Source organism: Synechococcus sp. H60.2 (genome assembly GCF_047462315.1).
Taxonomy (GTDB): domain Bacteria; phylum Cyanobacteriota; class Cyanobacteriia; order Thermostichales; family Thermostichaceae; genus Thermostichus.
The window spans coordinates 1-22,544 of the sequence record NZ_JANSIZ010000036.1; the positions used below are offsets into that span (position 1 = coordinate 1).

General features: G+C 61.1%; 20 protein-coding genes. 9 read left to right on the forward strand and 11 right to left on the reverse strand.

Annotated elements, in window-relative coordinates; translation table 11 throughout:
- Positions 1–410: 410 nt before the first annotated feature.
- Positions 411–1,373: a Gfo/Idh/MocA family protein gene (locus NW845_RS07280; protein WP_414377847.1), complete on the forward strand. Its 963-nt coding sequence runs from the start codon at positions 411–413 to the stop codon at positions 1,371–1,373.
- A gap of 138 nt (positions 1,374–1,511) precedes the next feature.
- On the opposite strand, the gene NW845_RS07285 is transcribed toward NW845_RS07280, so the two are convergent.
- The 5 genes from NW845_RS07285 to menA all read right to left on the reverse strand — a co-directional run bounded on the left by NW845_RS07285 (position 1,512) and on the right by menA (position 10,340).
- Positions 1,512–2,747: an LL-diaminopimelate aminotransferase gene (locus NW845_RS07285; protein WP_414377812.1), complete on the reverse strand. Its 1,236-nt coding sequence runs from the start codon at positions 2,745–2,747 to the stop codon at positions 1,512–1,514.
- 93 nt (positions 2,748–2,840) lie between these two features.
- On the reverse strand, positions 2,841–6,134 hold the full coding sequence (locus NW845_RS07290) for a hypothetical protein (RefSeq protein WP_414377815.1): 3,294 nt from the start codon (positions 6,132–6,134) through the stop codon (positions 2,841–2,843).
- A gap of 80 nt (positions 6,135–6,214) precedes the next feature.
- Complete coding sequence (locus NW845_RS07295; RefSeq protein WP_414365308.1) at positions 6,215–7,393, reverse strand: LptF/LptG family permease; 1,179 nt, start codon at positions 7,391–7,393, stop codon at positions 6,215–6,217.
- Between the two features lie 73 nt (positions 7,394–7,466).
- Entirely contained in the window at positions 7,467–9,332 is a 1,866-nt protein-coding gene (locus tag NW845_RS07300; protein ID WP_414377817.1) for an LptA/OstA family protein, read from the reverse strand.
- A gap of 141 nt (positions 9,333–9,473) precedes the next feature.
- The gene (gene menA / locus NW845_RS07305) at positions 9,474–10,340 is read right to left on the reverse strand and encodes a 2-carboxy-1,4-naphthoquinone phytyltransferase (RefSeq protein ID WP_414365304.1); all 867 of its coding nucleotides are present in this window, start codon (positions 10,338–10,340) and stop codon (positions 9,474–9,476) included.
- Between the two features lie 464 nt (positions 10,341–10,804).
- On the opposite strand from menA, the gene NW845_RS07310 reads away from it, so the two are divergent.
- From NW845_RS07310 to thrC, 3 genes are all read left to right on the forward strand, one after another.
- Entirely contained in the window at positions 10,805–11,242 is a 438-nt protein-coding gene (locus NW845_RS07310; RefSeq protein ID WP_414377820.1) for a hypothetical protein, read from the forward strand.
- A 15-nt stretch (positions 11,243–11,257) separates the two neighbouring features.
- Positions 11,258–12,253 carry an isochorismate synthase gene (locus tag NW845_RS07315; protein ID WP_414377850.1) on the forward strand — a complete coding sequence of 332 codons (996 nt, stop codon included), beginning with the start codon at positions 11,258–11,260 and terminating at the stop codon, positions 12,251–12,253.
- Between the two features lie 93 nt (positions 12,254–12,346).
- A complete protein-coding gene (thrC, locus tag NW845_RS07320; protein ID WP_414377823.1) occupies positions 12,347–13,447 on the forward strand; it encodes a threonine synthase in 1,101 nt (366 codons plus the stop codon).
- A 50-nt stretch (positions 13,448–13,497) separates the two neighbouring features.
- On the opposite strand, the gene NW845_RS07325 is transcribed toward thrC, so the two are convergent.
- The gene (locus tag NW845_RS07325) at positions 13,498–13,935 is read right to left on the reverse strand and encodes a tetratricopeptide repeat protein (RefSeq protein WP_414377826.1); all 438 of its coding nucleotides are present in this window, start codon (positions 13,933–13,935) and stop codon (positions 13,498–13,500) included.
- 239 nt (positions 13,936–14,174) lie between these two features.
- Between NW845_RS07325 and NW845_RS07330 the strand changes: the two genes are divergently transcribed.
- Positions 14,175–14,804, forward strand: a complete 630-nt coding sequence (locus tag NW845_RS07330; RefSeq protein WP_414365297.1) for a DUF4384 domain-containing protein — start codon at positions 14,175–14,177, stop codon at positions 14,802–14,804.
- 60 nt (positions 14,805–14,864) lie between these two features.
- Here NW845_RS07330 and NW845_RS07335 read toward each other — a convergent pair whose 3' ends face one another.
- The 4 genes from NW845_RS07335 to NW845_RS07350 form a co-directional block, all read right to left on the reverse strand.
- A complete protein-coding gene (locus tag NW845_RS07335; RefSeq protein WP_414365296.1) occupies positions 14,865–15,182 on the reverse strand; it encodes a TMEM14 family protein in 318 nt (105 codons plus the stop codon).
- Positions 15,183–15,210: 28 nt separating this feature from the next.
- The gene (locus tag NW845_RS07340) at positions 15,211–15,417 is read right to left on the reverse strand and encodes a hypothetical protein (protein WP_071813530.1); all 207 of its coding nucleotides are present in this window, start codon (positions 15,415–15,417) and stop codon (positions 15,211–15,213) included.
- 337 nt (positions 15,418–15,754) lie between these two features.
- Positions 15,755–16,561 (reverse strand): hypothetical protein, encoded by an 807-nt coding sequence (locus tag NW845_RS07345; protein WP_414365294.1) that lies wholly within the window; start codon positions 16,559–16,561, stop codon positions 15,755–15,757.
- Positions 16,562–16,645: 84 nt separating this feature from the next.
- Positions 16,646–17,899, reverse strand: coding sequence for an aminotransferase class I/II-fold pyridoxal phosphate-dependent enzyme (locus NW845_RS07350; protein ID WP_414377828.1), 1,254 nt, complete (start codon positions 17,897–17,899; stop codon positions 16,646–16,648).
- 859 nt (positions 17,900–18,758) lie between these two features.
- Here NW845_RS07350 and hpf point away from each other — a divergent pair.
- Together hpf and NW845_RS07360 are read left to right on the forward strand one after the other, a co-directional pair.
- On the forward strand, positions 18,759–19,334 hold the full coding sequence (gene hpf / locus NW845_RS07355; RefSeq protein ID WP_414365290.1) for a ribosome hibernation-promoting factor, HPF/YfiA family: 576 nt from the start codon (positions 18,759–18,761) through the stop codon (positions 19,332–19,334).
- Between the two features lie 13 nt (positions 19,335–19,347).
- Positions 19,348–20,076: an urease accessory protein UreF gene (locus NW845_RS07360; protein WP_414365289.1), complete on the forward strand. Its 729-nt coding sequence runs from the start codon at positions 19,348–19,350 to the stop codon at positions 20,074–20,076.
- 178 nt (positions 20,077–20,254) lie between these two features.
- On the opposite strand, the gene NW845_RS07365 is transcribed toward NW845_RS07360, so the two are convergent.
- The gene (locus NW845_RS07365; protein ID WP_414377831.1) at positions 20,255–21,574 is read right to left on the reverse strand and encodes a D-alanyl-D-alanine carboxypeptidase; all 1,320 of its coding nucleotides are present in this window, start codon (positions 21,572–21,574) and stop codon (positions 20,255–20,257) included.
- A 421-nt stretch (positions 21,575–21,995) separates the two neighbouring features.
- Between NW845_RS07365 and NW845_RS07370 the strand changes: the two genes are divergently transcribed.
- Positions 21,996–22,232 carry a MarR family winged helix-turn-helix transcriptional regulator gene (locus tag NW845_RS07370; RefSeq protein WP_414377834.1) on the forward strand — a complete coding sequence of 79 codons (237 nt, stop codon included), beginning with the start codon at positions 21,996–21,998 and terminating at the stop codon, positions 22,230–22,232.
- Between the two features lie 17 nt (positions 22,233–22,249).
- Positions 22,250–22,507, forward strand: coding sequence for a MarR family winged helix-turn-helix transcriptional regulator (locus NW845_RS07375; RefSeq protein WP_414377837.1), 258 nt, complete (start codon positions 22,250–22,252; stop codon positions 22,505–22,507).
- Positions 22,508–22,544: the final 37 nt, after the last annotated feature.

The window sequence follows — 22,544 nt, forward strand, 5'->3', positions numbered from 1 at the left end:
CTTTGGCATGATTTGCTCCCTAGAAATTGTGAAGCAATACATCCAGAATCAGTCAGAGGGTGCTATCCATCCCCACCGTATAGACGGTGAGGAATTCCGCACCTTACGTTAATTTTCACTGGTGGCGGGCCACAATTGATGTCCTCACCCCCGCCCCCTCTCCCTCAGGGAGCTATCCCTCACCCCCGTCCCCTCTCCCTCAGGGAGAGGGGAGTTGGGGAGACGCGTTCGCGACAGCGTTGCGCAGCAATAGCGATGTGACGAGAGGTTTTATTGCTGCTTGAAATAAAGGGGTGCAGCAGGAGTTTCCCTGGGGTGAAGCGAGATCCTGATGGCTAGGTAGTACAAGGGATCCTTTCTGTGTGATGCTACAAACAGAGGCAGGCTAGGAGAGGGAACAGACCTTGCGAGTGGGGATCATCGGCACCGGCTACGCGGCTCGCTCACGGGCTGAGGCCTTGCGCAAAGATGGGCAAGTGGAGATTGTGGCTGTTGTCGGTCGATCCCCCGAGCGGAGTGCTACTTTTGCCGCCGAGTTTGGGGCTGTTGCCTATTTCGACTGGTCTTCTCTCTTCCGCGAGCAGCGGCTGGATCTGCTTTTTGTCAGCACCATCAATCGGGATCATGGGGCCATTGCCCGCGCTGCGCTGGAAGCAGGGATCCACACTGTCGTTGAATATCCTCTTGCCCTCAGCCTTGCCGAAGCCCGGTCGCTGGTGCAATTGGCAGCCGAGCGGCGGTTGCTGTTGCACGTGGAGCACATCGAGCTCCTCAGCGGCATCCACCTGTTGCTGAGGCGGGAGCTGGAAGGGCTGGGCAAGTTGTTTGCCGTCCGCTACATCACCCTCACCGCCACCCACCCCGCCCCCGACCGCTGGACCTACCGGCCTGAGCTGTTTGGCTTCCCCCTCATGGGGGCTGTCTCCCGCATTCACCGCTTGGTGGACTTGCTGGGCAAGGTGGAGCGGGTGAGCTGTCAACTGCGCTACGACGGGCCGGATTTGCCCCAGCGCTACAGCAGTTGCTACTGCACAGCCCAACTGAGTTTTGCCAATGGGTTGCTGGCAGTGTTGACCTATGGCAAGGGAGACTCTCTGTGGTGCTCGCAGCGGCTACTGGAGTTCCACGGCCAGCGGGGGGGCCTGCTGATCAACGGCGAAGAGGCGATGCTGTTGCGCGCCGGCAGTGCCCACCCCTTGGAGACGGGATCCCGCCACGGCCTGTTCGAACAAGACACCCGCATGGTGCTGGATCACCTGCGCCACGGCAGCCCTCTCTACGTAGACACCGAAAAGATGCTCCATGCCCTCGCCGTGGCCGAGGCCGCCGAGCGATCCGCCCAAACCCAGCAGGTTGTCCGCGTGGAAGTGTGACCCATCCAACTCCAGAGAACCCTTAGGGGAGAAGTTCGAAAGCGTTTTCAGAAATTGCAGACAGCTATGAAACAGCATGCTGGTTATCCCCCCTCTCCCCCAAGGGGAGAGGAGCTGGGGGTGAGGAGGGCCGGCTGCTCAGCTCCCAAACACGCTGACAATGCGGCGCATGGCTTCTTCTACGTTGGCGCGGCTGTTAAAAGCCGACAGGCGCAAGTAGCCCTCGCCGGCGCTGCCAAAGCCAGAGCCGGGAGTCCCCACCACATGGCAGGTGTGCAGCAGCTTGTCGAAAAACTCCCAACTGCTCAGCCCAGTGGGCGCCTTTACCCAGACGTAGGGAGCGTTGACGCCGCCGTAGGCCTGGATCCCGGCTTTGGCCAACTGCTCGCGGATGATGCGGGCATTCTCCAGGTAAAACTGCACCAAAGCCCGCACCTGGGCCTGCCCTGCCTCAGAATAGACGGCTTCTGCCCCCCGCTGCACGATGTAGGCCACGCCGTTGAACTTGGTGGACTGGCGGCGATACCACAGGCTCCAGAGATCCACCCAGGAGCCATCGGCAGCTTGGCCCCGTAGCGACTTGGGCACCACTGTAAAGGCGCAGCGGGTGCCGGTAAAGCCGGCTGTCTTGGAAAAGGAGCGGAACTCGATGGCGCATTCCCTTGCCCCCGGGATCTCGTAGATGGAGTGGGGGATCCCAGACTCCGTAATGTAGGCCTCGTAGGCGGCATCAAAGAGGATGAGCGAGTGGTGGGCGCGGGCATAGTCCACCCAGGCCTGCAGATGCTCCCGGGTTGCTACTGCGCCGGTGGGATTGTTGGGAAAGCAGAGGTAGATGACATCGACTTTTTGCTGGGGCAGGCTGGCGGTGAAGTGGTTTTCCGCCGTCAGCGGCAGATAGACCAGGCCCTCGTACTCACCCCGCTCGTTGGCCGGCCCCGTATGGCCCGCCATCACGTTGGTGTCCACATAGACGGGATAGACGGGATCCGTGATGGCAATGGTGTTGTCGTGACCGAGAATATCCAGGACGTTGCCACAGTCGCACTTGGAGCCGTCGGAGATGAAGATCTCAGAAGCGTCGATGTCGCAGCCGCGAGACTGAAAATCGTGCCGGGCAATGGCTTGGCGCAGCCACTCGTAGCCCTGTTCTGGGCCGTAGCCGCGGAAGGTAGCCCGCTCCCCCATTTCCTCCACGGCCCGGATCATGGCCGTCCGGCAGGCCTCCGGCAGCGGCTCGGTAACATCGCCAATGCCCATCTTGATAATTTGGGCTTCCGGATGGGCGGCAGCAAAGGCCTGTACCCGCCGGGCAATCTCGGGAAAGAGATAGCCGGCCTTCAGCTTGAGGAAGTGGTCGTTGATCCTGGCCATAGGAGTTGAGCACTGCTTAAAAAACCACCGGCCCTCCAGTGTAGCCGAAGCCACCTCCCTCCTGCTTCTGTCAACCCCTGTAACCTGCCTGGCTCACTGCCCCAGGCTATCCAGGCTGAAGGCACCCACTGGCGAGGTCAGGTGAAACTCTCCCCGCTCCTGGGTCAGGCCCAGGGGGCGGCTGGGAAAGGCCACCAGGATCCCTTCTAGGCGCAGCGACGCCGCCCCAGGATCGTAGGCCAAGCGCAGCTCGAAATCCCGCAGGTCGCGGCGCACCTCAATGCGGCGGATCCCTGCCTCCGTTAGGCCCAGGCGGAACCGCCAGTGGTTTTGCCATTGCGTGCCGATGGTGGCATCTAGGTCGAGGCCGTAGGTGGAAATCTCCCCCGACCGCGGATCGTAAACCGCCTGCAGCGCGTAGCTAATCCCCGGCTCATAGCTATCTAGACCCGAGCGCTGCTCCCGGTTGAAGGTGGTGCTGCTGCGCCCTCGATATTCCAGCCGGATCGGTTGTAACTGCCCCTGGTTGAGGTCGTAGGACGTTTGCACCTGGACGTTGAACAGCTCAGGGGTGGTGTTCCAAGTAAAGTTGGCGTTGAGGGTATCCCATTTTTGAGCGACAAAGTCGTAACCTAGGCTGGTGTCCAGGCGCAGCAGGTTTTTTACTTCCGCCTGCAGCTCCTGCAAGTTGCGGGAGGCAATCGCTTCCAAATCCTCCGGCGTATCGTCGGGGAAGGTCAGGGCTATGGGCAGCTCGCCGGGCAGGTCGTCTTCAAAGGCGATGTAGCCGGGGGGCACGTTGAGCAGGAAGTTGCGCGGGGTGAAGAAGCTAATGCTGGCGTTGAGGCGATCCACATCCTTGGGGCTGACGGAAAGGGTTTGAAAAGGAGCGGAATTGTTGCCGTAGAAGGTGCGGCTGTAGCGCAGATCGATGGTGTTCCAGTCGGCGGGCTTGAGGCTGAGGCGGGGGTTGAGGCTGACGGTGGATTCCTGGTCGGGGGTTGAGTACAGGACTTGGGTGTAGTCGATCGAGCCGGGCATGAAGGTGATCCAGGGAGCCGGTTGAATGTCGTTGAATTCAAGGCTGGAGCGCAGCTCGTAACGATTGAAAAAGTTAAGGCCGGATCCCACTTCTCGATCTGGCTGTTGCTCTTGGGTCAGGGTGAGGGCGCTGCTGAGGGAGATATCGGGAGTGATGCGGAGGAGATCGGGATTGAAGGCCAGCTCGAAGTTGCGGCGCGGCTCGGTGTCGCCGTTGGAGCTGCTGTAGGCGCGGTAGTTGAGGCGGTAGGTGCCTCCCCAGCCGGGTGGGGTGAGTTGGGCACCCAGCGTCAGCCGCGCATCAGCGAAATCCGGCCCATCTTTGACGCTCACCCGCTGATTGTAGTCCAGGCGCAGATCCGACTGCAGCCAAGGCACGCCCCCGTAGCGCTGGATGTGACTGAGGGTGAGGGGAAAGCTATAGGTGCCGTTTTCCTGGGATCCGCTGCGGTTGATGTTGAGGGTGGTGGTGGAGAGATCCCCCTGAAAGGTGGCGTTGAGGCGGAGGTCAGCGTTGTCGTTGCGCCCGCCGGCAGGGCGGTAGGTGTTGTCTAGGTTGAGGTTGAGCTGGCCCCGCAGTTGGCCCTCTTGGCCGAGGAGGTTGGCGGCGTAGAAGTCGAAGTTGTGGTCAAGGCGGAAGCGGCTGGAGAAGCGCCGCTGGTCAGCCTCAGTTACCAGGTAAAACTGGGCTCGCCCGTAGTTGACGCTATCGGGGATGGGGAGAATGTAGTCGTGCAGAAAGCCGATGCCCAGGCCTTTCTTCTGCAGGACATCCAGCCGCAGGCCGCCGAAGTTGTACTCGTCGAAGCGGTAGGCCCAACTGGACTTGACAAACACCCCTTCCGCCTCGCTGCGCCCCGGCAGCACCCACTGGTGATCCCGCAGGCTGTAGACGAAGAGGGGCAAGTAGGCAATCTGCAGCCCCGCCCGCAGATCGCCCTCTTGGGTGAGCTCGCCACCGGCAAAGACGCGGGCGTCGTAAACGATGACCCGGTCATCGGGAAACACCTCCACCCGATCCCCTTGCACGTAGTGGGTGATGGGCGGCTCCGGCGAGGTGGTGACGGTGGCCTTCTCGAAGAAGATCCGCTCTCCCAACAGGGCAGTGGTCTCTTGGCTGCGCACAAAAACCCGGGTGCCCGGCTCCTCCCCCGGCAGGATCACCAGCGAGTTTTCAAATTGAGCGCTGCGACCGGGGATATCCAAGTCCAGGTTGCGCCCCTCGATTTGCCGGATCCCGCGCCCCTGCGGCCCAGGAGGCCACTCCATGCGAAAAGGGCCCTCGCTGCGCAGGCGCCGTTCCCGCCGGTAAAACAACAGCCGCTCGCCGCTGATGCGGGTGCCGTCGGCCAGTTGGATCTGGGCGTTTCCCTCGGCAATGCCCAGGTCTTGTTCAGCGATGTAGCGGAGCACATCCCCACTGACGTTGATCTGATCCGGGTCGAGGGGGATCTGCCGTTGGCTGGTGGCGGTGGCCGCCAGTTGCTGGCGAATCTGGGATCCCTGGCTGGCAGGCGGAGCGGCTTCTGGGCCGGTGGCAGGAGCGCCCAGATCCCGCAACAGGGGGAACCGCTCCAACAACTGGGGAGCCAGTAGAGATCCGGCAGTGGGGGTGAATGACTCAGTTCCGGTTTGAGCTGCCATCTGAGTGCCGGTGGAAGCAGGTGCAGGGGAAGGGGCGCCGCCCAAATTCCAGCTCCCGCCGGCTTGCGAGATCAAGGTCGGGATTCGCTGCGCCGCCTCTTCCGAACCAAGCCCCTCTGGCCCTTGAGGGGTAACCGGATAAGCAGTAGCCAAGCTCTCGCCAGTGGATCCTAGGCCGCGCCTAGTCTCGGTGGGACGCAGCCGGGGTTCTTCTTCCATCCGCAGGGCAGCAGCTTGGGAACGGGGGGAGCCGAGAGAGTCCAGAGTCGGAACAGTTGCAGGGGACGTCGCCGCTGAAGCGGGCCGGGAAGACGGCGTTGCCTGGGCCTGTTGTGCCTGCCGCCGGGCGTGGGCCGCCGCCCCCTCGGCCAAGAGCCGTTGCAGCCGCTGCCGGTTTAACTCTTCTGGCGTGAGGGCCTTTTCAGAAGGGGTGCTAGACGGCGGGGAGCCAAGATTAGAAACTGAGGCCGCAGAAGGTCCAGTTGCCGCCTTCAAGAGCACAGCGGGCGGAGAAGATTGAGCCTCGGCTAAGGTGATGGGATCCCCCAACAGGCTGGCACCAGGGGGAGCAACCGATTCTGGGCTGGGAGCTCGGTGAGCCGGTTGTAACCGCTGGGCCGACGTTTGCGCTGCCCAAAAGCGCTGGTAGCCCTCCATATTGGTGGGCAGGAGATCCGGCTGGGCAAAGACCGCCCTCTCCATTCCCACCCACAGGGAGCTGCCCCAGCAAAGGGCTAGCCACCTTGCCCAAGGGCTGAAGCCATGTGGGAAGTTGCCGAATCTCACCGTAAAAACCGCCACAGTAGAGAGAAGCCCACCCCGCCGAAAATCATATTGGGCAACCAGGCAGCCAGCCAGGGATCGATCTGCTCAACTCGACCCATCGCGCGTCCTAAGCTCATCAGTACATAGTAAATAAACACCAGGACAATCGCTAGCGCCACACTGCCGTAGCGGCCGGTCTGCCGCACCGTTTGTAGGCCTAGGGGCGCAGCCACCAAGATGGCAAAAAAGCTGGCCAAGGGAATGGCGAACTTGAGGTGGTACTCCGTCAGGCAGCGGGCTACATCGGCAGAAGGACGTTGCTCCGCTCGATATCGCTGGCATTGCTCCCACAGCTCTGCCGCCCGTTGCTCCTGGGGCACCTTTTCGGCGTACACCAGGCCCACCAACTTGCTGACGATGTTCAGCTCCATCTCCGCCACCTGGCCCTCGTAGTAGGTGCGCCCCCGCTCGTCGTAGCGACGGATCACCACGTCTTGCAGGTGCCACGCTTGGCCCACCTGACGTGCCGTTTCGGCAGAGATCACCTGCGGGTAGCGTAGGTGGCCGGTCTCGGCCTTGCGATCCAAAATCAGTAAGTCGCGCATCAAGCCGGTCTCCGGGTCAATGGATCCCACATGAAACCAAAGGTCGTCGTCCACCCGCACGATCTCTTCCGAGTCAAAGGGAAGGGCATCCTGAGCCAGGATGAGATTGGTGTTCAGGGTTTTCACTTTTTGGTTGGTTTGGGGCACGATCACTTCATTGGTCAACAGCGCCAGGCCGCTGATCAGTAGACCGATGCAGAGCACCGGAATCAGCACCTTGCGATAGGGGATCCCGGCAGCCCGCAGAGCCGTGATCTCGCTGTCGGCCCCCATCCTGCCCAGGGTGAGCAGGGTGGCAAAGAGGCCGGCAATGGGGAAGGTGACCACCAAAATGGCGGGCAAGTTGAGGAGGAGAATGTGCAAAATTGTGAGGGGAGGGGCGCCTTTTTTCACCAGCAAATCGGCGTAGATAAAAAGCTGGTTGCCCAGCATCATTACCGTGCCCCCTGCCACCCCCAAAAAGAAGGGGCGGATCATTTCTTTGAAGAGATAAAACTCCAAAAAAAAGCCCCCAAATTTTAGGGATCCCCACAAGCTCCCCCTACCAGCAGCGCCTTGGTGCCGTTTTCCTTTGGTCAATTGGGTGGGCATGTGCCTTTATTCCCTCAGACTGGCGTGCGACTTAGCCGGCCCCAGACGAGTGGCAGGCAAGGGTTGGATCCCGTCAGAGGGCGTCGGTGATGCGAAATTGAAACATCCCCTGCTGCTGCTCGTCCCCCTCGACGGTGTACTCATCCTGTTCCAAGTTCAGGGTGACCAGCCTGCCGCTGAGGCGGTTGGCGCCCCGACACATCTGATCCAGAGCATCGCGACCGGGCAGACCCTCACTGGTTTTGGGGGGAACGGGAGTGAGCTCGCCGCGATCGCAGAGGAGGACGGGAGCCTGGTCGGCGGTGATCCTGAAAATCTGCCCTTGGTCGGAGTAGTCGGCCCGATCTCCCTCAATAGCGCGGTTGGCCTGGACGATCACCACATTGCCGAGGAAGCGGGCATCGCCGCTGGCCTGGTCGATCTCCACCCGATCGGCATAGATCACCGTCGGTTGATCGACATCGGCCTGGGTCTGGGGGTTTTGCAGGCGCCGCGCCAGCCAGTCCCCCTCGATCTGCTCGATCACCACCTCCCCCCGCAGCTCCACCTTCTCAGGGGTGATGGTGGCCTGGTTGGCCTTGGCCTTGCGCCCCCGCTGGATAAACTCGACAGCATCGCTAAACTCCGAGGTGCCGGTACGGGAGTTGTAAACCAGGCGAGCGGCCCGCACTTCCGTTTCGGCTTGGCGCAGCTCCTCTGTCAGGGATCCGCCGCCAGGAGCTGGGGTAGAGGCGGCCATCTGCCGGTAGAGAACGTTTTCTTCGAAGAAGAAGATCTTGTCGCGGTGGTTGCCCTCCAGGCGGGCGGAGGTGAGCACCCGCCCCGGCTCGCGCAGGGTCACTCCCCCCGTCAGCAGGCTTTGGGATTCGCGGCGGCGGTAGGTGCCCTGAGCTGCCTGGATGGTGGTTTCCCCTTGTTGAATTTCCAGGTTTCCTTCCCCGCGGGCAACTTGCGTGTTGCGGTCGTAGGTGAGGCGGTCGGCAATGATGGTGACCTCCTGATCCGGTTGGTTGGGAGTCGCCTGTGGGCCAGCCTGGGCCAAGCGCAGATCGGCTAACAGGGGATCCCGGCTGGTGTCGCCGGCTACCTCCTGCAACACCACGCCGCCGGAGAGAATGCTCTGGGCCTGCTGGCGCAGGTAGGTGCCCTGAGGGGCGCGAATCTCGATGCCACGTTCGCGGATGCGCAGGTTGCCTCTCCCTTCGGCCACTTGATTGGCACGATCGTAGGTGATCTGGTCGGCGGTGATGGTGGTGGAGGCAGGATCCGCCGCCGCAGTGGCCACCCACCGGGCGGCGCTGGCCAGGTCGGCTCCTTGGGCAGAGCTGGAGGACTCCGTCTTGCTGGGGCGATCCGGAGGCAGCACAATTAGCTTGCCCTGCTGGGCACTGAGGAGGGCAAATTGGAAGTTAAACGAGCCGGAGCGGCCCTGCAGCACCATTTCCTGCCCCTTGAGGGTGAACTCCGCCGGCACCTCGATGCGCTCTTCAGGCGTGACTCTCAGAGCGCGGGTCAGAAGCAGGCTGCCATCCTCGCTTCTCACCTCCACCTCCTCATCCAGATAGAGGGCGTCGGCGGTGGCGTCGTAGCGGGCCCGCTTGGCCCACCAAGTCATCTGCTCGCTGCTGGCAAAAAAGGGATCCGGCACCTCTTCTTGGCGGTCGGCGCCACCTCCGTAGAAGTAGCCGTGCGCCCCCTGCTCAAACACCTGTTGCCCAGCTCTGAGCTCCACCTGTTCGGCGATGAGACGCCAACGCTGGTGGCCCCCTCGACGACCCACAATATCCACCCTGCGGCTGACGGAAAGGGGCTGATCCGGGGGAGGGGACTCCACCTTTACCTCTTCGATGTCGATGGACAAGGCCCAGGCAACCAGAGCGGCCAAGAGGCCGGTTCCCAAGAGCGCCACCCCCAGGTTGGAATTGAAAAATCGCCGCATCCTGTTCTCGCCGCTGCCTTACGTTGATTCCGAACCCATGAGCCCCAGCAGGGCCAACACCCAACCCGGCACACTAGGCTGTAGCTTATCGCAATTTGCGGGCCGCCTCGTCGGGATCCCGATCACCTCTAAGGTTCTGGTTTATCCCAGACGGCTGAGGATAAAGCCCAACCCCAGAAACAGCCCTAGCCAAAAGTGGAGGCCAACAGCGATGAACTTAGAATGGCTGATCCGCTGCGGCTGGTCGTGGTAGGCCCCCAGCAGGCGGGATAGCCGCACCGCAAAGGGGATCCCGGCAAAACCCAGCAACGTCCAAGCCGGAAAAGCCCCCAGCCCGACAAACAGCAGCAGCAGGCCAAAAATGCTGCCGCAGATCCAGGGGATGAGACGGGCGGAGCGGCGGGTGCCCAGCCGAGCCACTGGCGAGCGCTTGCCAGCAGCCAGATCGTCCTCCACCTGATGAAAATGGGAGCAAAACAAAATTAGGCTGGTGACCATCCCCACCACCAGCGAGGCCGCCAGGGCCGGCAGCGACCACGTTTGGCTTTGGCTGTAGTGGGCAGCCAGAACCGCCAGCGGCCCAAAGCTCAAAAAACAGAGGATCTCCCCCAGCCCTTGATAGCCCAGGCGCAGGGGCGGCCCCTGGTAGGCGTAGCCCAGCCCGCAGGCCAGCAGCACCAGCAGCAGCACCGTTGGATCCGCTTGCCGCCAGCTTAGCCAGAGGATCCCTGCCAACCCCAGGGCCAAAAAGGCATTGCCAGCCCAGAACACCTGCTCCGGCTTGCCGGTTAGGTTGACCAGTGAGTGGAGCTTGTTTTTGTCCACCCCTGTCTGGGCATCGAACACATCGTTGCTGATGTTGACCCAAGCCAAAAGACAGATGGCGGCCCCCAAAAACACCGCCAAAACCCCCACATCCATCACCCCTGCCTGGGCGTAGGCGATGGCAGATCCCACCCAGATGGGCATGATGGCCACACTGTACATAGGAGGCTTGAGGGCGGCCATCCACAACTGCCGCCGGGAGCGGCCCTCCCAAGTGCCCTTTTCTGCAAGCTGTACCTGGCTGGTCTCTGGATCCCTGCACGTTCTCTTTGACGGTTCCGGCTGTGCGAGCATGTTGGATCTAGCTCTCTCTGGGTTCTGTGTTGGCTCTGTATTTGTTAGGTTAGGGGGCTTCTGTCCCCATCCCCAAGGATGCTAAGAAACTTTGCAATCCGTAAAGAAACGCCTGGGATCCGGCGCTGGCGAGCCTGAGCCGCCGGCTGCTCTCCTAATCTCCTATCCTGAAACGCCTTTCTGCAGCTTCCCCTGCCGGCTGCGATGACGCTTGTCCTGTTTTCGGCCAAGGTGGGATCGTCCTCTTTTGCTTGCGCATGACTTCTTCTCTTTTCCCCTGGAAGGGTGCGTCCGGATGCCCGGAAGGGCCCAGAGACTGGCCGCCCATTCACACCTCTGCTGGGCCAGGAGAGGTGGAACACGCCTGGGATCCCCTGCTAGCGGCCTGCCAAGAGATGGCGCGGGCGCGAGGGATCCCCCAGATTCTCAGCCTATGGCAGCCCATCTCAGGGCTAGATCCGCTGGCAGTGCTGGCCCGGCAGTTGGGCTCGCTCCCCCCCAGCCACTCCCTCGGCTATTGCTACCTCTCCCACCCGACGCAAGGGAAACGGGTGCGGGTGCTGGGATGGGGATCCCTGCGGCAGCTCGACCTTTCGGGAAAGGGGAGATTTGAGGCGGCACGGGCCTTTGTGCAAGGGCTCCAGCCCCATGTTCATAGCGCTCCCGGCTCCCCCCCAGAGTCCCCCCGCAGCCAGCAGGAGCGCCCTTTGTGCTTCTGCCGTTTTGGCTTTGCCCCCAACAGCGGCGGGGGGGCAGCGCTGGTCCTGCCGCGCTGGCAACTGTTGAAGTAGCAGGGGGAGTTGACGGTGGCGCGGCTCAACCTGGAAATTGGCCCTGAAAGCGACCCGGCGGCCTTGGCCGGCCAGATTGCCGCTTTTTTTGTCCGCATGCAGCGCCTTGCCGAGGCCCCCTTGCCTGCCTGGAATGCCTGGAAGCCCCAGCCGCCGCCGCAGGTGGCAGTGGCGGAAGAGGCCCTCTTGGCGCGAATTGAAAAAGCCCTGCAAGCAATTCAGGTGGGATCTCTGGAGAAAGCGGTGCTGGCGGAAGCGGTGGATCTGGTGTTGCCCTCCCCTCCGGCCATCCCCTCGCTGCTGGCCTATCTGGAGGCGCATCACCCCGATTGCAGCGTCTTCGCCTTTGCCTCAGAAAGTGAGGGGAATTTTCCTCCCCAGGTCTTCCTGGGAGCCAGCCCGGAGCGGCTGCTTTCGGTGTGGCAAGGCCGGGTGCAGATTGATGCGCTGGCCGGCTCCGTCGCCCGCGGCGCCAATGGCCACCAAGACCGGATGTTGGCCGAGCAATTGCTCCGGAGCGCCAAAGACCGGCGTGAACACCAGTGGGTAGTGCGCTCGATCCAGGAAGCTCTGGGCCGGCTGGGGATGGAGCCCCGCATCTCCCCTCAGCCACGGCTGCGCCGTTTGGCCAACATCCAGCATCTGCAAACGGTAATCGAGGCGGAGCTCCCCGCTGATGTGCATCTATTTGACCTGTTGGCCCAGCTCCACCCCACTGCCGCTGTAGGAGGCTATCCGCAGCAGGCGGCGCTGCAGTGGCTGGAGCAGTGGGAGCCCTTTGACCGCTCGAGCTATGCCGCCCCTTTGGGCTGGGTGGACTTGCAGGGCAATGGCGAGTTGGTGGTTGGGATCCGCTCAGCCCTGATTGAAGGGAAGCGGGTCCGCCTGTATGCTGGCGCTGGCATCGTAGCCGACTCCAAGCCGGAGCAGGAAGTGGCCGAAATCCGCCTGAAGCTGCAGGCGCTGGTTCAGGCCCTGGCCTTGCAGCCACCAGACTCCCTCGGCTGGTAGTTGCAGCCGCCGTTGGGCAAAGCTGATAGAACAGTCTCCCAAACAGTTAAAGTTAGAGAGCTGGCCCTTTAACGGCCTCGACTTGTCCACAGCATGGTTACCCTCAATCCCCCCTCTTCCCCGCCTATGGCCGGATCCCGTCTCTGGCCCGGCATCATTGAGCACTACCGGGAGTGGCTCCCCGTCAGCCCCCGCACCCCCGTAGTGACGCTGCATGAAGGTAATACCCCTCTGATCCCCTCTCCTGCCCTGAGCCGACGGCTGGGGCGAGACTGCCAGGTATACCTAAAGTTGGAAGGCCTCAACCCCACCGGCAGCTTCAAGGATCGGGGCATGACCATGGCGGTGTCCAAAGCCAAGGAGGCGGGGGCGGAGGCCATCCTCTGTGCCAGCACCGGCAATACCTCAGCAGCAGCCGCTGCCTATGCGGCCAAAGGAGGCCTGCGGGCCTACGTGCTGATCCCTGATGGCTATGTGGCCAAGGGCAAGCTGGCCCAAACCCTGATGTACGGGGCGGAGATCATCGCCATTCAGGGCAACTTTGACCAGGCGCTGGCCATGGTGCGGCAACTGGCGGAAGTCTACCCCGTGGCCCTGGTCAATTCTGTCAACCGCTTTCGGCTAGAAGGACAGAAAACTGCCGCCTTTGAGGTGGTGGATGCTTTGGGAGATGCCCCCGACTGGCTCTGTATCCCGGTAGGCAATGCCGGCAACATCACCGCCTACTGGATGGGCTTTTGCCACTACTACCAGCGAGGCAAGGCCAGCCGCCGCCCGCATCTCTATGGCTTTGAGGCTGCCGGCGCTGCTCCTATCGTCCTCAATCGCGTGGTGGAACATCCAGAAACGGTGGCCACAGCCATCCGCATTGGCAACCCTGCCAGTTGGGTAAAGGCCAAGGCGGCTGTCCAGGTCAGCGGTGGCCGAGTGGACAGTGTAACTGACGAGGAGATCTTGGCCGCCTATCGTCTGCTGGCAAGAGAGGAAGGGATCTTCTGCGAGCCGGCCAGTGCCGCCTCGGTGGCTGGATTGCTGAAATGGCGGGATCAGGTGCCTGCCGGCGCCCGGGTGGTGTGCGTGCTCACCGGCAACGGCCTCAAGGATCCCGACACGGCCGCCCAACAGGGATCCGCCCCCATCCACACGGGGGTTGCCCCCGATTTGGCTGCTGTAGCCCGCCTGATGGGCTTTTAGCGCCGCCGCCCTGGGTGCTGGGGGAGGGATGAGGTGCTGGCTCAGGGGGTTCACTCGTCACTGCGGCTAGAAGGCTGCGCGGGCGACTGATAGTTGCGGATGGCCCGCTTGACCAAAGTGAGAAAGGCGTAGGCCCGTTGATCGGTGGGATCCAAGCGCATCACGGTCTGAAAGGCCTCTTCCGCCTGCCGCAGGACGTCTAGATCGATCTGGCCATCCACCTCTGCTTCCAGTTGAGCCTTTTGCAAGAGCAGTGCCCCGCGGTTGTAGTGGGCTGCAACATGGCTGGGATCCGCCGCCACTACCGCCTCCAGTTCGGCCAGGGCTGGATCCAGATAGCCACTCATACCCAGCACCCAGGCCAGCTTATAGCGAGCTTCGGTGTGCGTGGGGTCCTCGGTAACTGCTCGGCGAAACGCCTGGATGGCCGCCGGAAAATCGCCCGCCTGAACCGCCGCGATGCCTTCTTGGTAACTGTCGTTGGCCATAGGCAAGGTTTGGGTCTGAGCCGAGGGATCCCTGATCTGCAGCTTAGCCCTTGCCAGATGGGATCTCCCGGTTTTCCCACCCTAATGGTGAGAAGCGGTTCAGCGCCTTTTCGCCGCTGGGCCTGCCATCTGCGGCAGGGGAAACTGCCTCAGCAGGGGATCTCAGATTGCGCAAAGCCTGCTCTGGCAAAACTCTGCCCTTTCCTAGGATGAACATAGCCGCTAATCAGGGGTGAACTATGAACGCCAAACTGCTCTTCCTGCCGCTGGCTTTGGGGCTGTCGATGGCTCCGGCCACCGTCGTTTTCCCGCAGACGCTGGGCCTCTACTCCCCGCTGCCAAGGCTACAACTGGCCGACACTCGCCTGGAAACCGGCACCCGCTCCATCCTCGTCAACCCAGTACCTTCCGACTTGCAGGTAAATCTGGAGCTGGATCGGCGTGGCTCTAACCCCATCTACCGGCCCGGCGAGCCGATTTCCATTACCTTGAGCACCAATCGCGACGCCTACGTCTACCTGTTCAGCATCCAAGCCGATGGCCGCACCCATTTGATTTTGCCCAACCGCTTCTCGGGTGGAAACGAGTTTCTGCGGGCCGGCGAAGTGCGCACCTTCCCGCCCCCCGGTGCCCGCTACCGCCTAACCATTGCTCCGCCCTTTGGCCAAGCCCAAGTATTGGCGGTGGCCTCCCTCCGTCCCCTCAACTTCCAGGAGATCGCCTCTTTTGAGCAGGGTGGATCCTTTGCCAATGTAAGGGTACGGGGATCCCAACTGGGCGATGCCATCGCTCGCGCCATTGTCGTCGAGGAGATCCCTGCCACCGAGTGGGTGACCACCACGCGCTTCTATCGGGTCGCACCGCGGTGACCCCAGACTTTCCATCCTTCCAGAGCCTGGAACCGACAGCTATGCAGGCTTGTCTCCGGCCTAGACCGAGCCGAAGCTGAGGCTTAGGAGAAGAACAGCCACCAAGCTCACCACTAGCATCAGACCAGCAGGCATAAACCTGCCGGTTTTGCGGTAGCGCAGGGCAAAGAGAAGGGATCCCAGCGCCGCCGTCCCCAAGCCCAGGCCCAGCCCCCAGCGGGAACCTGTTCCCAGTAGCCCATAGCTGACGCCACTGAGGGCGGCCCCCACCAGGCCGCCGATTAACGACTTGGAGCTTCTGCCTTTCATATAGCCGACGACTCCGCCTACCAAAAGCAGCGCTCCATAGACGAGCAAAGTAATCTGTGCAGCCATCATGGCTGGGAAAAACCCCTCCTAGCTCGGTCTAGTCCACAACAATTTCACGAATCAAGGGCAGGCGGATGCTGATGTAGCGGTTGAGAATCGAGGCATCGACGTTGCTGAGGGCATGTTTTTTTTGGCAGGCACTCAGAAGCAGATTCACCAAGTCATCGTCACGTTGATTGAGCCAATCTGGCCTGCCGATCTCGCTGACCAAAGACCAAAACTGGCGTACCATTTCAGGGGTCATGGCATCCATTGTGTAGGGTAAGGGCTGAACTGCGAAAGTGCAAAAGCAAGAGTGGTCTAGGCCATCAATTCCATTCTAGGGAAAACGCCTCGTCCGTGAAGGCAACATTTCAGCTCTGTCACAACTTAGGATAAGATGTCATGCTTTCCCATAAACCTCAGCAAACCCCAACCATCCTGGCTTCAGAAAGCTTTGAACCAGAAGCTTCCAGGGCTAATAACAATAAAGCAATAAAAATAATAACTCTTGCCCAATCTCGACATCGGCATCAAAAGGCTTATAAGCCGACTGGCCAAAACTTCTCAGGGAAGGTGCAGAAGCTTGGCAGGCCTGGACACTAGTGCAGGGCGTACTGCAACACATAGGCTCCTTCTTCTCCTGGTTTGTGGGTGTTGGCCCGGAGGGTGTAGGTACCGCTGCGAGGCAAAAAGGCGATCATTAGGGCATCGCTTCTGCTCCCTTGGTCATCATCCCAGGCAATCACATCGCCACTGGGATCCAGCAGTTGCAAAAAGGCATCGAGATCGGAGCTGGTCATCAAGGCTATCAAGATCTGTCCGGCCCGGGCAGCAATGGGGTGTTCTTCCATCCAACTGCCGTCCTCAGGGTGCTGGGCGGATCCCTTCTGCAGACGGCCCGACACCGTTTGCTGCCAATCGACCTGGGCCAGCCGGTAGGCCAGCCGATAGGTGCCGGTGGATTCCGGCTCGAAGCTCGTGGCCCGCAAGGTGTAGGTGCCTTCCTGCAGCAGCCGCACCGCCAAGAGGGCGTTGACATCGGGGCCGGAGTCGTCGTCAAAGCCGATTACCCGCCCCTGGCCGTCCACCAGCTCCAGGTAGGGGTCAAAGTCTTCGCTCTCCAGGGTGGCGATCAGGATCTGGCCCGCCTTGGCGGCAACAGGGATCCCATCCCAGTAGCTGCCGTACTGGGGGCTGACCTTGTCCCCTGCTTCAAGAGTTCCTGTCAGGGTCTGGCTGCCTCTCCACAGGGAAGAGCGAGTCAAGGCGGATCCCACTTGTGTGCTCCTCTCTCCCACCAGGTTCAGTAGCCGACAGCCGCTGACCAACCTCAGAGCCACCCAAGCAAGGGCCAGACGGGATCCCCAGCGGCGGGAAAACCCAGAACTAAAACACAAGCTCGACATCCAATCAGTGAGGATCCCTCGAGGGGGAATGGAGACCATAAGTCCAATTTTACCGCTTGGGCAGAGTCGGACAGGGACGGCAATTTACAGAGCCTCCCAGGCTTGCAAGACGGCCTCTAGAGCCAGCCGCCCGTGGCTGAGATGGGTTCCCCCCTGCAAATAGACGGTGTAGGGCTCCCGCATCGGCCCATCAGCGGAGAGCTCGGCACTGCTGCCGGCAACAAAAGTGCCCGCCGCCATCACTACCGGGTCGGCATAGCCGGGCATCACTTCTGGAACCGGCGTGAGGTAGGAATCCACAGGCGAGCTGCTTTGGATAGCGCGGCAAAAGGCCTGCAACTTCTGCGGGGATCCCAGTTGAATGGCCTGGATGATATCGGTGCGGGGCACCTGGGGCAGCGGGGAAACAGGATAGCCCAGATCGTGGAACACCTGGGCGGCCAGATGGGCGATCTTAACCGCTTCGGCCACCATCTGTGGGGCCAAAAACAACCCTTGAAATAGAAGCCGGTTGAGATCGAAGGTGGCTCCCCCTTCCGAGCCAATCCCCGGCGCCGTCAGCCGGCAGGCAGCCTGCTCCACCAGCTCGGCCCGCCCCGCCACGTAGCCCCCCGCCGGGGCCAGGGTACCCCCTGGATTTTTGATCAGGGATCCAGCGATCAAATCCGCACCCACGTGGGTGGGCTCTTGGGTTTCCACAAACTCACCGTAGCAATTGTCCACCAAGACCACCACCTCCGGGTTTTGTGCCTTAACAATCTGGATCATCTCGGCAATCTGGGCGATGGAAAAGCTGGGACGCCAGTCATAGCCACAGGAGCGCTGGATGTGAACCAGGCGGGTTTGCGGTTTGAGGGCCGTTTTCAGGGCCTGCCAATCGACGCCGCCTTCCCGCAGATCCAACTGACGGTAGGTGACGCCGAACTCCCGTAGGGATCCCCGGCCCGAGCCGCGCAGGCCGATCACCTCCTCCAGGGTGTCGTAGGGGGGGCCGGTGATGGCCAACAGCTCATCCCCCGGCCGCAGCACGCCAAACAGGGCACAGGCAATGGCATGGGTGCCGGACACCATTTGCAGCCGCACCAGTGCCGCCTCACAGCCCATGATCTGGGCAAACACCCGATCCAACACCTCTCGTCCCCGGTCATCGTGCCCATAGCCCGACACGCCGGCGAAGTGATGGGATCCCACCTGCTGGTGGCGAAAGGCCTGCAACACCCGCGCCAGGTTCTCCCTAAGGACGTTATCTATCGCCTGAAACCGATCCTGCAGAGCTGCCTCTGCTCTGTCCAAAAGCTCCGTCACCTTCAAAGAGATCTCTCTGGCCACCGAGTCCATCCCCCTTTTCCTGAGCAAACTGGCTTTTCAGCTAGCAGGTCGGCCACCGCCCAAGAGGCCAAAAACAGCTTTTCAGACCTGCTCCTGGTAACGATGTTTCCGCAGGATCCCTATCTTGATAAAAACCTTAACTTCAGTCAACATCTCTTCATTCTCCCTTTCAGTCTCTGTCGGAGCTGGAAAAAGCCGCCCGACTCACCAGGTTGTATAATGGCTACAAGATCTACAAGGAGAAGAGAGAACAATAAAAAATAAGGGGATGCTTGCCCTAAGAGCAGAGGTTGGTTCAGCAACTGCTGATTTCCGCTACTGCAGAGGATAACTTGTGTCGATCAAGGCCGATCCTTCTTCTAAAGTTGAGGATGAAGTGGGCGGGCATTGATGATTGGAAGGTTTCCTGAGAAATCCCACTTAAAAGCTACACCCTTAGCTTTCCTAATACTCAGAGTTGAATTCAAGTTTAGTAAAAGTATTTTCGCCAGAGCCTATCTGTGTAAGTTCTGCTGCTAAGTTTGCTCTCTTCGAACCATCTAGAGACCTTCTCCACTTGCATTTGGAGTTCCAAATTCAGGGAACTTCTCTTTGCCTGAGAAGTGGTGCTGGCCCCCAATCCCTTAAAAATGAAGACAGCCTAAATTTATTCTTAACCCCCGAACCGGATCCCTGGGGGAGATGTTAACTTAGACTTAACCCAAGAGGTTAGTGCCGCTACCAAAGCCAATCTTCATCTTCTGGCGTAGCCCTTCCCGCAAGTTGCCGGGCCGCGATCATGCCTGAGGTGGGGGCTGTTTTCTAGGGATCCTTTGCGAGGGTGAGGCGCTAACTTTAGGTGTAAACTGACACAACTGGGAGACTGCCCATGACTAAGCTTGTGATCCAAGGGAAAAACGTCGAGATTACCGACGCCATCCGCAGCTACGTTCAAGAAAAAATCGAGCGGGCTGTCAGCCATTTTGCCCAGATCACCAGTGAAGTGGATGTCAATCTATCGGTGGCCCGTAACCCCCGCATCAGTGCCAACCAATCTGCCGAAGTTACCGTCTACGCCAATGGCACCGTCATTCGGGCGGAGGAAAGCAGCGAGAACCTCTACGCCAGCATTGACCGTGTTGCCGACAAGCTGGCCCGCAAGCTGCGCAAATACAAAGAACGCAACGGCGTTCACCGCATCCGCCATTCTCCCAAAACCTCGGTGGCAGTGGCCCAGCAGCCCCTCACCGATCCGCTGAATACAGACCGGCAAGCAGAGCTGCCCCCCGAGGTGGTGCGCACCAAGTATTTCGCCATGCCTCCCATGACAGTTCAGGAGGCCCTACACCAGTTGGAGCTGGTGGATCATGATTTTTACGTGTTCCGCAACATCGAAAACGGCGAGATCAACGTCATCTATGTCCGCAAGCACGGCGGCTACGGCCTGATCCGCCCCCATCCCTAGAAGCAGTTGCCCCATGGCTGAGCAGATCGCCGCTCAAGCCGCTCCTGTAGGCTCTGGCAGCGCCTTCTACCTGCTGCTGCAGCTCACCGATTCTGCCCTGCCGATTGGCGCCTATTCCCACTCCTGGGGCTTGGAAGCGGCTGTGCAAGCGGAGCGGCTGCGGGATCGGGCGGAGGTACAGCGGTACTTGTTGGGGGTTCTGCACCTGAGCTTGGCTCCCTTTGAGGGGAGAGCCTGTGGCTTGGCCCACTGTCTGGCGCAAGGGGGATCCCTGGCGGGAATGGGCAAGCTACAGCAGCAACTGCAGGCATCCCGTTGGGCAGCAGAACCGCGCCAAGCCAGCCTGGATCTGGGGAAGCGCTTGGCACAACTGGCAGAGCGCACCTGGGGGATATCCGTTCCCAGGGCTGAGGGAGAGCTGCTCCACTATCCCCTAGCCTTTGGCTGGATCTGCGCCCAGGCCGGCATTGGGCTAGAGGATACCCTGCGAGCCTTCTTATTTGCCTCCCTCACGGGGTGGGTCTCAGCAGCAGTGCGCTTGGTGCCTCTGGGGCATAGCGAGGGGCAGCGCTTGCTGGCCCAGTTGTATGAGCCGATTGAGACCGTGGTGCAGCAGGAAATTCTGCCGGTTGTGAAGCGAGACCCGACCCTGGCTTGGCCAGCCCTGAGCAGCTTCGCCCCCCTCAACGAACGGGATTGCCAAGCTCACCAGCAGCTTTATTCCCGCCTTTTTCAATCCTGAAAGCTGCCCTCACCCACAGCCCTTCTCCCTCTAGGGGAGGGGAGCCGGGGATCGGGGTTACGAACAGAACGAACAGTTGGCTCGCTATTCGGATAGAGCTACAGGGTCAAGAGCCTCCTCCCCTGGGAAAAACCAGGGAGGGGCGTAGCTCAAAGGTTGAGATTGACGGAGGTAGGCCTCAGTGGCGGAGGGGCTCCCCAACGGCCAGTACCTCCTGCAGGAACCGATCCTGCTGCTGGCGCAAAATGGCTAGATCCGGGCCGTGGTTGAGCAGGATGAGGTGGGTACCATCGGGCAACTGCCCCACCATCATCAGCCGATCGGGGGCGGAGCCCACCTGGGCGGTCGTGCCGGAGGGCAGGGTGCGCAATCCCAGAGTGCTGTGGCCAATGCCTGCTCTAGGCAAGATCCGGGTCGGATCCCCGTCTGTGGCCTCCAGCAGATGTTCCCATAGATGGGCCAAGGCGCGGGGGGAGAGGTACAGCTCTTGCCCGCCTGGGCCAAGGCGAATTTCCGACTGGGCAGGGGCCAGTTTGGGATCCAGATGGGCAACCGGCTGAGCTACCAACCGCTGCTGCAGGTACTCCAGCAGGGCTGTTCTGCCTCCCAGCTCCGCTAACAGGGCTTCTACCATGGCGCGATCGTTGCTGCCGTTGAGGATTTGTAGCAGGGATCCCAGGCGCAGCGAGGTGTAGCTGGCCAGGCAATGGATCTCCTCGGTCAGCTCCCTTAATGTTGACCCGGAGCCGCCGATGGCCACAGGATAGGGCCCCTGGGGATCCTGGAGGAGCTCGGCAAGCCGGCGGGCGCTGGCCAGAGAGTCAGGCTGACCCAGCAAGCGGAAGGGGGGCACCACCTTTACCTCGCCGTCGATCTGGCGAATGCCGAGGTTGTGCAGGTGGCGGGCCAGCTCGGCCACATTGGCCTCCCGGAAATAGGGATCCCCACCGCCCACCACGACCAAGTCTCCCGTCAAGCGCTGGCCGGAGCGATGGCCGGTGGTGTAGAAGCGAGTTTGGAAGCGATACTCATAGCCCCACTTCTCCAGCGCCATCAGGCTGAGGGCCAGTTGCTCCAAAGCCCCCACTGGCAAAGGCCGATCCAGCAGGTGCTCCGCCAGCAGCTCGCCTTCGGCTGTCCAGAGCAGGATCCCCTGCTGGGAGAGGGCCCCGCCTTGGGCAGCCAACCCCTGCAAAAAGCCGGACAAAACCAAAGCGTAGAGGGAATCCTGCCACTGCGGCGATTGCTCCCGGGGCCACCAGGGGGGAAGGCCGGGCGTGCCACTGGGGGAAGGCAGCGGCGGCGGCGGGGTGGGGATGGGGGGGAAGGGGTTTTGCGCCGGTGCTGCAACCTCAGCCTGGACACCCTGAGTTGGAGAAGGGGGTTCGGCACTGCTGCGGTTGTTCCAGCAGGCCCCCAGGGCTAGAGAACAAGCCAACGGGATCCCTGCCCAGAGGAAACGGCGCTGGGAGCCCAACCCCTGTGGGATAGACAACATGCTGACCTCCCAAAAGACATTGGCAAAGAGAACGAGCTGGCAAGACTTGAAGCTACTCTAGTGCCATCTCAATCGCTCTGGCAAATTCTGCCCTTGCCCAATAGCCCTCTTTTGCCGGGGCAACCCCAGATGTCTCAGGCAAGTCGGTATTTTCCTCCTTCCTAGGAGTCCGGCAGAAGAGGAGGATCCCTGTCGCGCCAAGCTTAACTGGGTTCCTAGCTGAGGCTGCTGGGAAAAGCTGCAGTTGGCTGGAGATTCACCACTTGCTCAACCCTTTACCATAACTTTTGTTGTAAAACTTGTAACACTTTTGTAACGGATGATGGGCTACTTTTGGTTGCTCTTTCAATAGAAGGTTAGGACGAAAGAATTTAGGCTCTAAGCATTCTCAGCCACCCCTGGGGAAACCTCAAACTGCGCGATGGCTCAATCAGAGAAACAAGCCTTCCTGGAGCGATGGCGCGATATTCTGGCCCCCTATTCTCTGGGCTATCGCCTTCGGCTGTTGTCGCAATTGGTGCGGCGGAAATTTCAGGCCTACCTCGAGCCCTTCGGCCTGAGCACCTCCCAGGGGGTGGTGCTTTGCTGCCTCTGGAAAGAAGACGGGATCCCCACCTCCACCATCTCGGAGCGCCTGCAGCAGTTGGGGGCACCATAACCGGTGTCTTGGACGGCATGGAGAAACGGGAGCTGATCCGGCGGCAGCGGGACCCCAAGGATCAGCGGAGCTGGCGGGTTCACCTCACCCCTGCCGGAGAGAAGTTGAAAGAAACTTTACCCCCTCTCACTGGGGAGTTGCGGGAGCAAACCTACGGCTGTCTCAGTCTAGAAGAACGGGCAACCCTGTCGCGGCTGGTGGATCGCCTGATTGCCCACTTGTCGGAGGAGTCGGATGCCACGGTGGTGGCAGAGCTGAACCATAGCTTGTCCTAGTGTTTACCCAATCCCTATCCTTAGCTATGGGTTGATG